Source organism: Bacteroides oleiciplenus YIT 12058 (assembly GCF_000315485.1).
Taxonomy (GTDB): domain Bacteria; phylum Bacteroidota; class Bacteroidia; order Bacteroidales; family Bacteroidaceae; genus Bacteroides; species Bacteroides oleiciplenus.
Genome location: NZ_JH992941.1, coordinates 1,051,400 through 1,065,123 on the forward strand (window position 1 = coordinate 1,051,400; position 13,724 = coordinate 1,065,123).

Annotated in this window: 7 protein-coding genes; 1 reads left to right on the forward strand and 6 read right to left on the reverse strand. The window is 43.4% G+C overall.

Going from position 1 to position 13,724, the window contains the following annotated elements:
• Window positions 1–31: 31 nt before the first annotated feature.
• A complete protein-coding gene (locus HMPREF9447_RS11810) occupies window positions 32–2,242 on the reverse strand; it encodes a sensor histidine kinase (protein WP_009129967.1) in 2,211 nt (736 codons plus the stop codon).
• 464 nt (window positions 2,243–2,706) lie between these two features.
• Between HMPREF9447_RS11810 and HMPREF9447_RS11815 the strand changes: the two genes are divergently transcribed.
• The gene (locus tag HMPREF9447_RS11815) at window positions 2,707–3,192 is read left to right on the forward strand and encodes a DUF3836 domain-containing protein (protein WP_009129968.1); all 486 of its coding nucleotides are present in this window, start codon (window positions 2,707–2,709) and stop codon (window positions 3,190–3,192) included.
• A 2-nt stretch (window positions 3,193–3,194) separates the two neighbouring features.
• On the opposite strand, the gene HMPREF9447_RS11820 is transcribed toward HMPREF9447_RS11815, so the two are convergent.
• From HMPREF9447_RS11820 to HMPREF9447_RS11840, 5 genes are all read right to left on the reverse strand, one after another.
• A complete protein-coding gene (locus tag HMPREF9447_RS11820) occupies window positions 3,195–5,444 on the reverse strand; it encodes a sensor histidine kinase (RefSeq protein ID WP_009129969.1) in 2,250 nt (749 codons plus the stop codon).
• Window positions 5,445–5,630: 186 nt separating this feature from the next.
• Window positions 5,631–7,058 carry a DUF4185 domain-containing protein gene (locus HMPREF9447_RS11825; protein ID WP_009129970.1) on the reverse strand — a complete coding sequence of 476 codons (1,428 nt, stop codon included), beginning with the start codon at window positions 7,056–7,058 and terminating at the stop codon, window positions 5,631–5,633.
• 1 nt (window position 7,059) lies between these two features.
• Entirely contained in the window at window positions 7,060–9,039 is a 1,980-nt protein-coding gene (locus HMPREF9447_RS11830) for a glycoside hydrolase family 97 protein (RefSeq protein ID WP_009129971.1), read from the reverse strand.
• A gap of 75 nt (window positions 9,040–9,114) precedes the next feature.
• Window positions 9,115–10,689 (reverse strand): RagB/SusD family nutrient uptake outer membrane protein, encoded by a 1,575-nt coding sequence (locus tag HMPREF9447_RS11835; protein WP_009129972.1) that lies wholly within the window; start codon window positions 10,687–10,689, stop codon window positions 9,115–9,117.
• Between the two features lie 18 nt (window positions 10,690–10,707).
• Window positions 10,708–13,680 (reverse strand): SusC/RagA family TonB-linked outer membrane protein, encoded by a 2,973-nt coding sequence (locus HMPREF9447_RS11840; RefSeq protein WP_009129973.1) that lies wholly within the window; start codon window positions 13,678–13,680, stop codon window positions 10,708–10,710.
• Window positions 13,681–13,724: the final 44 nt, after the last annotated feature.

Genomic DNA, 13,724 nt, shown 5'->3' on the forward strand with positions numbered 1-13,724 from the left:
TTCAATACGCAAATAACCTTTAACCTCAGAATCACTTCGTCGGAAAATAAAGTGTGAACTCACTGAAACGACCTTCTTCGCTTTCCACCTCTACCCTGCCCTCATGCGCCAGCATCACCTGCTGCACATAGTTCAGTCCCAAACCGAAGCCCGCAGCTCCGCCCTTACCGCTACGTCCGGCTGCCGCAGAGCGCTCAAAGCGGTTGAAGATGCGCGACTGGTCTTTCAAAGAAATACCCAACCCGTCGTCACACACCTTTATCTTGCAGAAACCTTTCTCCGACACGCTGACAATATCTATTTTCACCTCATCACGAGAATATTTGATAGCGTTGTCCATCAGATTGCCCAACACTTCGCGCAGGCAGAAAGCATCCGCATAAACAGTCTCACAACGGTGATAAACCGTATTGAACTCCACTTTCTTATTGACTTTCAAGGAAATCTTCGCAATCAGATCATCGAGCAAGGGGCGCAGGGCGACTTCTTCCTTATGCAGTTCCAAATGTCCTTCGTCCAGTTGCGTCAGCATCAACACCCTGTTTGACAAGGCTGACAAATGCTCACTCTCTTCTGTCATCACCCGGCGGTATTTCTCCTCTTTTTCCGGTTTATCCGCCAGTTTCCCGCCCGCCAGCACATGTGCCGCCATCAGTATGGAGTTCAGCGGAGACTTCATATCATGAATCATGGCATACGTGAAGTCTTTCTGGAACTGCTCCAGACGGCGTTGCATACGGAGCACCTTTATCTGTCCGAAGATACAATCCAGCATCACCAGAAACATGATCCAGAGAGGAATCAACAAATACCAGATGGAAGATGCCACATAGCGGTATGGGTTCTTCACTATTCCCTGCACACAAAGCGTACTGTCTTCCCTCAGCGGAATAAACCGGGAAATATAGTCACCATACTTCACAGAAGTATATCCTGCCTGTGCAACCGTACTGTCCGAAGGATAGCGGAACTGACGGATCCCACTACGTGATTTCATTCCCAATTGGCTGAGACGTTCGGCAAAGGCAGAATCCAGATACTGGGAATTCATCTCCACTCCCTCCAAGTGCTTCTGCGCAATCAAAGCCGCACGAAGACGATAATTTTGATCAATCGTATTATAGATATGCACCACATACATGCTATTTATATGATACAACGAATCTTTTCCTTTCAGAAGCTCTTTTTGTTCTTTGGCAAAAGGTGTCTCGCTTTTCTTTCTCTGTTCTTCCGGTTCTTTTTCTTCTTTAGGTTGCAGAAGGAATAATGAGTAGCGATTATACATCACCTCATCATAAAAGGCAGCTTCAAAACAGTCGTTCACCTGATAAACCGTCTCACGGGCAGCCGTGCGATACAAATAAACGAACCAGGCCACCATCAGCAAACAGCTTGCCAGCAAACTTATCATAAAGAAAACCTTGAAAGAGTGCTGCTTGCGTGCCTGCCTTTTCCGTTCTTCTTCTTTGGCAGCGGAGAGCGTTTCTTCCGTCATATCCAGAATATCCCTGCTCGATGTTTCTATCTCCTCCCACCGCTGTCCGGGAATCCGGCTGCGCACCTCCCCTATCGGCAATCTCATTTTCTCTGCCAAAGTATAGAAAGCGGAACGTTGTTCTTCAATGCCACGGCGCTGGCTGATGATATACTTCATCTGCTGTGCCCAGCTATAAATCAGGAAAGCGGTCAGCAACAAAGTAGGAAGAAACAGGAAGAATATATCTTTTACAAGCGGAAGGAAAGGAGTGATAATAGTTGCTTCTATAGCTTCGCCTTTCTCCTCATTCAGCCAGGCAGTATCGGAGATTACAGTTTTGAAAAGCCTGTAGGCAGAATACTGGCTATGGTCTTCTGCCACATCAATCCATACGGTTCGGTCTATGTTCTTCCATTTCAGTTTCTTTTCCAATGTCCTTTCCATCTCATCCAGAGGGATCGTTACCTGATAAATATCTTGCAGAAAAGAGGCGGCTTGCTGATATTCCAAAAATACCCGTTCATCATAAGGTCTTTTTGCATCTCTGGGTATATATGAATAGAAAGGAATGGTATAGTCGGGAAAAGGCAGGTTGTTGATTTGATTATCCACCGTCTCTATAAAAGCCTGCCGGAAACATTCGTTCAGCGTACGCTTCGCCTCATTTTTATAGTTGTCATAGGCATACATCATCCCTCCCAATTGTATCACCACAACGAGAAACAGTCCTACAATAGAAAGGATGTAAAGCGAACGAAGCTTCATCTTGTCATTATTTTGGGGACAAAGATACTGTTTTTCTACGTTAACCTAAAGATTCTTTCTCTCCTGAAAAGACAAAAATGCAAGATACCTTCTTTTTAGCAAAGACACATCTGATAATTCCCCCAATTATTCATTACCGGTATTTCGCTTTCTTTTGTGTGAAACCTAACTGAGCATTTTATCACTTCACCACCCTACCCTGAATATACCCGGGACGTACTTGCTCCGTACATTCTCCGGTCAGAAGTACCTCTGAGCGAAGAAACACTGGAGTTGGTACGGAGCAAGTACATCCCGGGTACGGATTTGATAAGATACAAAGCTGCATTTGCAGTTGATAGAATTATCGGTATTTCTACGTTAACCTAATGATAACATAGTGATAACATTCTTCCATGCGCCTCTGCCTTACCTTTGCAACATCGAAAGAAACAAGAATGTATAACTTAAAAAATAAAATCATTATGAAAGCTCTAGTATTATCAGTAGTATTCGCATTGACATCAGTAGTAAACGCAGTAAGCGGGAACAATGTAAAGGATTTCGCCTATAACACGGAAATGAACGAGGGTCGAGTAAAGACGGAAACTGTATTCAAAGTAGAGAACCGGAAGTATCTGCATAATCATTTGCAGTATAACTATGCGTACAATGCCGAAGGACGCGTATCAGCCAAAGAGGTATTGAAATGGAACAAGGAGAACCAAAGTTTTGAGAAGCAATATTGCCTGAACTTCTCTTATGACGGAACGGATATAAACGTGGAATACGTAGCATGGAACAGTAAAATGAATGCCTATGCCGATGTGAAAGCCAAAACTGTTTATCAGATAAACGCAATGGGGGCAAATTACCAAAGCTATAAATGGAACAAGAAAGACAATTCCTGGAACCTGACAGCAGAACACAGCACGCACCCTGAGAATATCACCTTATTTGCAAAGAAATAACTTCAACACAGGGGGAAGCATATAACAAACTCACTATAGCTTCCCTCTACACTCTCCACAGCTACCGTGCCGCTGTGCGCCTCCATCACCTGCTGCACGTAGTTCAATCCTAAGCCAAACCCTGAAACACCGGATTTACGGCTTCCCGCAGGCAGCCTTTCGAACTTACCAAATATTTTCTGTTGCTCTTTCAACGGGATTCCGATTCCATTATCGCGTACTTTAATCATAGTAAAGCCGTCTGATTCTTCACAGGAAATAGCTATTTCCACTTCATCTTTGGAATACTTGATGGCATTGTCAATCAGATTATTAATCACTTCCCTCAAACAAAACATATCCGCATAAACCAAATAGTTCTCCTTACAGTCCAGTGTAAAATGGACCTTCTTTATTGCTTTCAACAAAAACTTCTCCGTGACATCTTTCAGCAAAGGTAACAAAACAACTGTTTCTTTATGGAGCTGCAACTCTCCCCTGTCTATTTGCGTCAGCATCAGCACCTTCCCGGAAAGTGTCAGCAAGTGCTCGCACTCATCATGCATCAGTTGTTTATACTTCTCTATCTTTTCCGGTTTATTAGCCAGTTTACCCCCCATCAGTACATGCGCTCCCATCATAATGGAATTCAAAGGAGATTTCATATCATGTATCATAGAGTAGGTAAAGTCTTGCTGGAATTGCTTCAAACGACGTTGCAAACGCTCAATATGTATCTGGATACAGACACATATACAAATAAACAGGAAAGTAATGCCCAATGGCAAAAGCATGTACCAGATGGAAGCAACAATATGGCTTTGAGGGCTACGCACAACGCCTTGCACACACTCTGTACTGTCCTTATCCAACGGGATGAGCTTTGTGGTCATATCCATAATCCCAACATGAGGTTTTCCGGTATGGGCAAGCAACTCTCCCGAAGGATATGCCAGTTTCTGTATGTCGCTCTCGCTGGATATGTCATTTTTATGTAATTCCAGGGCAAAGACACTATCTGCAAACTGCGTGGAGAACACAATAGGAGGCTGGGCACTATTATTAATACTATCCTGCATAGTGTAGGCAGCATGCAACTGGGAATTCACATCATATTTATTATAGATATGATATACCAGAATCCCGTTCATCCAAAAGTGATACCCTTTTTCCACACTAAGCTTCCGTATATTTTCAAGAAACCTGTCAACATAAGGAGTATTTCTCGTTACTTTTATCACTTCTTTCCTATCTTTATAAACGGAAAAGAATGAAATACAACGGTTATAATAGGTTTCATCATAAAACGCCTTTTCAAAGTTATCCTGAACCTTAAATTCCATTCTCTCGTAACTAATCCGGTACAGATAGGCAGACCATATTGCCAACAATAAAAAGATACCTGTAAGGCCGATTATGGAGAATGTTTTTAATGAAATCCTTTTACGGGCGGGATTAAGCAATGCTTCCGTCTTTGCTTTTGAAAGTGTTTTCTCTGTCATGCCCAGTAATGAAGTGCTTTTCTCTTCTATTACCTCCCATTTTTCACGGGGCATTTCCGATATGATTTCGATGACGGGTTCACGCATTTGTTCGGCCAGCACATAAAAGTCCTGCTGTTGCTCCTGCAAATTATTTTGCTGCCTGATAAGGGATTTAATCTGTAGCACCAATGCATATACAGCTACCCCCAGTAACAGAAAAGTAACTGCAAAAAGAATCAGTACATTCCGCATGATGTTCGCAAAAGGGAAAACAACAATAGCACGCACAGCTTCCCCCCTATCTTTATAGATAAACGCTTTCTCGGAAGTAATGGCTGCAATAGTTGTACGCATGCCGGCATTAGTGCTTTCCAATATTTCTCCCGTATTTACATTAAAGCGTTCAACAGTAACTTTTCCCTTGATATCAGCATATTCCAGTTTCTTATGCAGCAGGCTGTCGAACTTAGCCAGAGGAAATTCTTTCAGCTTATATACCTTCTGCAATACTTGTGCGGTTTGCTGCATGCCACGGTTGACAAATTCATTCTTACCCAATTTTAACCGCACGGGATAATGTATAATGTTTACTTTGGTGCCGTCCGGATAAGGCAGATTATTCACTATATCGTCCACTGTTTCAGTAAATGCCATCCAGAAGTATTTATTAATGGATTGCTCAGCCTCTTTCATCTGGGCTTTATAGGCATAGACCATACCGCCCAGTTGTATCAGGACAATGAATAAAAGACCAATAATTGATATGTTTATTACCGAACGGGATTTCATATTGCTTGTTTTTTACCTGCAAAAGTAATGAAAGGAATAGCATTCAAGCAGTAAAAGTATGAAAATATCATATTGAACCTTTGCGCACTATTTCATTAAGAGAAATTTGTCTGTTCCACTTTATTCATAAAAAGCGCCAGAAATTATTCTGACGCTTTTTATATATTACTGTTATCCTCTATATTCTTATTGATTAAATAGCTCCACAGACATCAAATATGAATTATAGGGCAGCCACATAGACATGATAAAATAGAGTGTATCGCCTTTAAGTGATAGCGGGTGAATATACGACCCATAAAGCTGGGCATATTGCCAGCCATCCACTATCTTTGCGGGTTCACTCCACGGACCTGTAATATGATCGGCCGCACGGAAAGAAATCTCATAGCGAAGACCATTAAAATAAAGCAATATCCACTTATTGAACTCCGGATGATAAGCCACGGAAAGCTCCCCGGCTATGTCATCGAAAAGCGGGACAGCCGCTGCCTCATTATCTTTCACCCAGCCGCCACCGTTCCAGAACTCATATTCTGCTTGGTTTTCAATGTCTTCTTCACGGAAGCGGGCAAGGTGAGGTTTATTATCACGTCCTGTAATAGTACCTACCATATAGATATAACCGTCTTTCTTAAAATAGCCCACTTGGCCGAAGTTGCTCATTGAACCGAACTTTACATCCTGACAACGCTTCCAGGTAACTCCATTATCCACAGATTTATAAAGGCTTGAATAATTGGTCACCCATCCCGCCCAATTACGGATATTCATATAATGGACATAATCGGCACCATTGGCACGAATAGCGGCTGTAGGAATAGAAGTCCAGTCTCCATTACCACTGCCATCCTTACCCCCGTAACAGATTTCACGGGCACTCTTGCCACTTTCATCCATAGCCGCACCATTGATGACAAGCCCATCAGAAAGATTGGTATCCTCAGAGAAAAGCAGCACATTGCTTCTCCAACTGCCACCATTAGGTCCCGGATTAACAAAGTTAGGATAGAAATCACTGCCAAACGTATCACCAAAGAAAAGGCCATAACGTCCCGGTTGAAGCTCCCAGACAATCCCCAAATCTGTGCCGCCTACATTATACAGCTCATTGGTACGGTTATTCACCTCAAACTCCACAGCGGGCAGTCCGTTCACTCCATTTACTTCTGCACCAGTAACCCGGGACACACATTTCAGGTTGGTAAAAGCTAATGCTTTCGATGCATTGACAATGCCCTTATTCACCATCAATTGAACGACTTCTGATGATTTACCGCTATTATCTACAGCTACAAACTCAAGAGCAAGCCGAGTACCATCATCTTCTTTCATAGTATACTCGTAGATATACTTCTCTGAGAGGCTGGCCTTCATGTATTTCTCAGTCGTGCCTTTCGTATCACCGGTTTTCGTGATTTCCAGATAAGCTAATTGTGCAAAGCCATCAATCGTTACTTCAACAGACGCCTTTCCATTGTCAGCCGTAACCTCACTTTTGGAAAGCCGCACATTCAGAGTTGGATTTCCATCATCCGAATCTGATTTCTCACAGCTTGCAAGTCCCCACGTCATCAGAAGACTTGCAAGCAATACTATATATTTCCTTATCATATTACAACTTAGAGATACGCAGCACAGCACCTCCGTCAACAGCCAAAGGCAACTCTATCTTATCCTTACGGGTCACTGTACGTATTTCCTTACTCAAATGGTTAGGATTCCTCTCAGCATCCGGAGCATCCGTATATATCTCCGCCCGATATTCTCCTTCACCCAGAAAGTCCAGCTTCAGGTTTAATGTACGTGCCGTGCCATCGTTCAAAGTACCTACCCACCAGTCCGTACCATTGCGGCGGGCTACGGTGACATACTTATTGAATTCAGCCAATGGCACGTGCATTTCATCCCACGTACCGGGAACTGTACGCAATACCTCAAAACCAGGTTGTCCTTCATAGGCCATAGGCGTATCACACAAGGAAGTTAGATGGTTTTCCAGAACCACATACATCGCCATCATGTGGCAACGAGTGCTCATCACATAAGGATTTACATACTGAATCTTGAACTCAGAGCGCGGAAGCGCACGGAAACCTCCCAGATGGTAATCGGTGGGTCCGGCCAGCAAACGGGTGAATGGAACGGAAATATCATGGTCGGCATTCACCAATGTATCCCACTTGCAAACTTCATAATTGAGCGTTCCCTCACGGGTGAATTCATTAGGGTAAGTGCGGGTAAGTCCCGAGGGCTTACTGGAACCGTGAAACTGGATAAACAGACGATGCCTGGCAGCCGCCTGGAGAATTTCTTCCTGAATACGTATCATCTCCTGGTCGTCACGATCCAGGAAATCGACCATCAAGCCCTTTACACCCCACTTTTCATAGAGTGCAAAAGCCTCTTCCAGCTTATCATAGAGTGGTCGCCAATGTACCCACAAATGTATTCCCACTCCTTTGCTCTTGGCATACTCTACGATACGCGGCATATTCAGGCAAGGTATCGGACGGGTGATATCGGCATTCGGACCTGCCCAGCCGAAGTTGAAGTTATCGTCATAATACCAGGGAGTTTCGGCATACCCATAAATACCATGGGCATCCAGACCGTTACGGGCTGCAAAATCAATATAATACTTGTTTGTCTCAAAATTGTTTCCGGGAGAGAAAGTACTATCAGGCACCACATTGCCGTTCCACCAGGTGAATGTAGTCCGGCAAGGCTTTATCCATGAAGTATCCTCAATCTTGCAGGGTTCATTCAGACTGGTAAGGATGTTTGTTTCAAGAAGTCCGCCCACACGATCGGCTACAGAAAGTACACGCCAAGGGGTACGGTGCGGAAATTCATTGATTTCCACTTTTATCTTCTCCTGTCCCAGGCGGGGGGACAGTTTACCTGCAAAGCCATTCTTCTCCTTCACCAGATACATACCTGCATAATCGCGGACAGCCGCTTCTGTGATCGACATGTATATGCCGTTATCAAATTCCAGAGTCACAGGCATTTCAATAAGACGTTTCTTGGCTATCTTATCATATTCCGTATGAGTGTACACCCCTTCATGCGTGTTGATATATCCCGGCAGGTACATCAGTAGCGCCATCGGATTGCCATTCAGCCTGAACTGGGTCTTCTCATCATACATCACATAGGAATTCCATCCTTCCTGTTCAGGAAACTCATAGCGGAAAGCCACTCCATCATTGAAAGCTCGCACTACCAGATTGATTAACCTTCCCGGAGCTTCTTTTTCCTGCAGAGGAACTATCATCTCATTGCAATGATTACGGGCACTACTCACCTTACCAACCACCAATTCATAGGTTTCATCAATAGACTTCCGGCGAACCTTACCGGTTTTCAGATTACTGCCAAATTCACCGTTGTCGAAACTGAATCCCAGCAGGGAGTTCTCCACCAACAACTGTTTTTTGTAATTAACCTCGTAAGAAACGGTTTCCGGAGTTATCTTCAACAGAAACTTGAGTTTCCCGTCGGGCGATGATACGGATATGTTCTGTTGGGCCGAGACAGCCATGAAACAGAATAAGGCGGCACATAGGATATAGAATTTCTTTATTGTCATATTTAGTATGAATATATAAGTTAAAGTATCCGGTCAGAACGCTTTACAGAGCATACTGACCGGATAGTAACATGATTATTTCGGGTTCTGTACCAAATTAGAGTTACGTTGCAATTGGTCGAACGGAATCAACATTAAATTACGCTTGGTGTCATTTGTAGGTGTATGTTCCCACCAGGTACCTTTCGTATAGTTATCATCAAAGCGAATCAACTGACTACGACGTAAACCTTCAAGGGCAAATTCGACACCCAGTTCCTGAAGCAAACGGCCATACTTCACCGGTACTCCATTGCAGGATATGGTAGCTTCGAGTTCAGCACCAGTCAACTCATTTGTAGTATCAAAATTTCTCCTGCGCACTTCGTTCACCAAGTCCGCCGCATCCTGTGAATTTCCACCTGTGCGAAGAATACATTCCGCCTTCGCCATAAGCACCTCGGCATAGCGCATGATGACATAATCATTGTCCGGAGTTCCGGTAGCACCTACCTTGATTTCATATTTGCCAAAACGGTAACCCTGATACATCGTAGCGTCACCACTGATATTAGTAACCTCCCTGGTATAACTAAGCAACATTTGCGGATCACCGCACCAACCGTTTGTCCATAGAGGAGTTCCGTCAAGAGCATATTGCTGCCCCATCCGCCATGTCTTTTCCAAACGTTCATCACCTTCCACATAATTGTCAAAGAAAGTGGGAACACCTAAGCAACCTCCATCAAGCCAGGTAGCCTGAAGACTAAAGGTTTGCATCTGCGAATAGTGCAACGTCTTGCGTGCCCACATATATATCTGCCCGCCGGATTTCGTTTCATCAAATGGAATGACAAACATTGTTTCATTACTCAACTCATTGTTTGTAGAGAATGGCAATGAATAATCGCCATCGAGCCTATACTTATTGGCAAGTATGATTTCATCACACAGAGCTTCACATTCGCTATACATAGGTGTACCTATCCAAGCCTCAGCATTCAGATACATGCGCGCAAGCAGCATTTTAGCATTCCACTTATTAAAGCGCCCGTAAGTACTCAATCTGTCTTCGCTCAGGTTATCGATATTGTTTTTCAATTCCGTTTCCACAAATTGAAAGACTTTTGCACGTGGCTCCGTAGCAGGAAGATAGCCGTCGGGTACATCAAAGCGGTCGATGATAGGTACATTTCCAAAAGCCTCAAGCAACAGATAATAATAGAATGCACGCGCCACTTTCAACTCCGAAATGTAATTTTGCTTTCCAGCCATCTCTATGGAAGAGTTTTCAAACTGATAGAGTACGCGATTGGCACTTGACACACCTGCATACAAGACATTCCAGATAGCATTCAGGTGCGGATCTTCTTCCGTCCATGAATGTTGGTGCAGGCGAATATAAATGCCGCCATCATACCACAAACCGTGATTCTTAACAGGAGTGACACATACATCGGTTGTTTCTTCCAGATCCCACCAGTTTTGCCAATCGGTCATAGCACGCATACTTGAGTAAACCGGAACCATAGCTGCCAAAAACTCAGACTCAGTCTTATAGAAATCTTTTTCCGGAATGCTACTGAAAACTTCCTCATCAAGATTAGTGCAACCACTGAATACCGCAGTAAGGGCAAGGAATGCAGTGATAATATATTGTTTTCTAAACATTGCTATAAAATTTAAAGGTTAAAACAAAAGATTTAAACCAACAGTAAACTGACGTGTTGTCGGATAAAGTTCACCGGCACCGGAACCTTCAACACCGGGTGCAAGCCCTTTAATGCTGACTTCAGGGTCCAGTCCTTTGTAGCCCGTCATAGTAAGCAGATTGTTACCCGCTACATACAGACGAAGGCGCTGAATGACATTCTGGTTCTTGAGTTTGAACGTATAACCGATATTTACATTATCCAGTTTCACATAATCACCATCTTCTACATAATAACTCTGCATGGCAGGAGCACCCTTTACATAAGAATTACTACCAAATGGTTTCTCGAGTACGGAGCGTGGCAGATTACCTTCGCCGATACGCGCTGTTGTTTCCCAATGCATGCGTTGACGGTTAAGCACCTGGAAGTTGAATGCACCACGGAACATTACAGAAACATCAAAGCCCTTATAATTCAATGCCAGGTTAAGACTACCATAAGTTGTAGGGATACCGTTGCCGATTACCCGCTTGTCACCGTCATTGGCATCCGTCAGCAATTTCGGTTCACCATCAGCTCCATAAACCATCCACAGACCATCAGATGTGAGGCTATGCGTTTGGAAACCATGAAAATTACCTACCGGGTCCCCTTCTCTTACAATGTGTGTATGCGTTTGTATCGGTGAACCTGTAGCACCTGCATACCAGTAATCTTTCTGGTAAAGCCCGTTAGAGAGAGAGACAATCTTGTTCTTGTTATAGGAAAAAGTTCCTGTTATGTCAAAACGTAAATCCCTGGTTTGTATAGCTGTACCACTCAATAACAATTCAATACCCTGATTTCTGATTTTTCCTACGTTTGCCATCATACTCGATACAATATAGGGCGGAGTAGGAACTTCGTAAGTAGAAAGCAAATCTGAAGTCTCACGATGATAAACGTCAACCGAACCCGAAAGTCTGTTCTTCAGGAAAGAGAAATCAAGACCGAAGTTCAGCTCGCTTTTCGTTTCCCACTTCAAATCGGGATTTGGATTCTGATAAGGTGCAGCTCCCTGTGTCCATTTACCATTAATGTAAGCATAGCCACCATAGCCCAACAAATACATTGACAACAAGTTTGCATTCACCTCGTTACCCGTAACACCATAACCAACACGGAATTTTAAATCATCCAGCCACTTCACCTCTTTCAGGAAGTTCTCTTTACTAAGGCGCCAACCGGCTGATACGGCAGGGAACCATCCCCACTTGTGGTTATCGCCAAAACGGGAAGAGCCTTCACGGCGCAAACTTGCCATGAACATGTACTTCTCATCATAATTGTAAGTCACGCGGCCAAAGAAAGAAATAAGCTTATGTGTATTTCTATAGCTGGTCATAGCTGCTTTGTTATCTTTCATATCATTCATAGAACCAATGTTCCAGGGACCGAACATATCCGTCGGAAAATCTTTCGCCCATTGATATAATCCCTTAGCATCATCATCCTGATAACTATAGCCCGCCATAGCACCCAGATTATGGAGTCCTAAGGATTTGGTGTAATCACCTACCAATTCCAACGTTTTCTGCAAACTGTTGTCAGCCCAGTTCCACACATTACCATAATCACCATTGACAACTGTAGACATATGCTTGAAAGAGTTGCTCTTGTTTTCCATACGGTCAAAGCGTTGAAGAGCTCCCATGACGCTCAAATTAAGCCCTTCAATCGGGGTAACTGTCATTTTACCGCTCATCATCAGTTGATTATATCCCTCTTTGTCATATTCTTCATTAATCATGGCAACAGGGTTATAAGGTTTCAGATTGACTTTATATTCAGTATAGTTTCCGTTCTCATCATAAATGGGACGCGTTGGATTTTCCAACAGAGCATTCAGGTAGGCAGAATACCATGCACGTTGCTGAGTGACATAGCTATCATTGATATTTAACTGGAAACGCAGTTTATCGTTAAACATATTGTGATTCAATCCGATTTTTGCAGTGATGGATTCACGGTCTGTCTTATTAATGACACCCTCACGTTTCCGGTAATCGATAGAAGCCACATAATTGGACTGGGCATTGCCGCCCTTCAAAGAAAGAAAGTGATTCTGGCTGATAGCCGTACGGCTGATTGCATCTACCCAATCAGTGGTAGTTCCTTCATCCTGAATACCTGGAAAATCAGAATTATCTTTCAAGCTACGATAATCATCCGCAGTCAACATATCTGCATGTTTGGAAATAGTTTCAAATGATACGGATGCATTGTATTCCAGCGACATCTTCGTGGCTTTTGCACGATTGGTCGTAATAACAATCACACCATTCGTACCACGTGTACCGTAGATTGCAGCAGCCGATCCATCTTTCAACACATCAATAGACTCAATATCCTCACTTGAAATAGCCGTCATGCTACCACCGGGGATACCATCAATGACTATCAGCGGACTGGTATTGCCTGATAATGAATTTACACCACGAATAGTCATTTCAAGTCCCAACACCGGGTCACCGGTATAATTAGAAAGTTGTAAACCGGCTACTTTACCTTGAAGCAACTGTTCGGGGCTCTTCACCATACCGGCAAGGAAATTATCCTTTTTCACCGAAGTAATGGCACTCGTTACTTCTCCCTTCTTCATCGAACCGTAACCCACCACCACTACATCATCCAACAGGAAAACGTCCTCTTCAAGAGTTATATTAAGGGAAGTGGTATTTGCATTCGTCTGAATAGTGCGCGTTACATAACCGACATAACTCACCGTTAATGTGTTACCCGGAGTCATCTTAATTTCAAAATGTCCATCGACATCCGTCGAAACACCGTTCGCAGTACCCGTCTCCAAAATCGTAACACCCGGCAGAGTGTTACCTTTTGAATCCTTCACAACACCCTGGAAATTCTTTGTCTGTGCAGCGATAAACTGGCATGCGCATAGCATACATACCAATGCCATCAGCCGCATTGTTCCGGAAATAATCCGTTCTTGATTAAACTTAGGCATAGACTTAAAGTAATAAGGTTGATAAATTTAAGTTGTTATTTGTC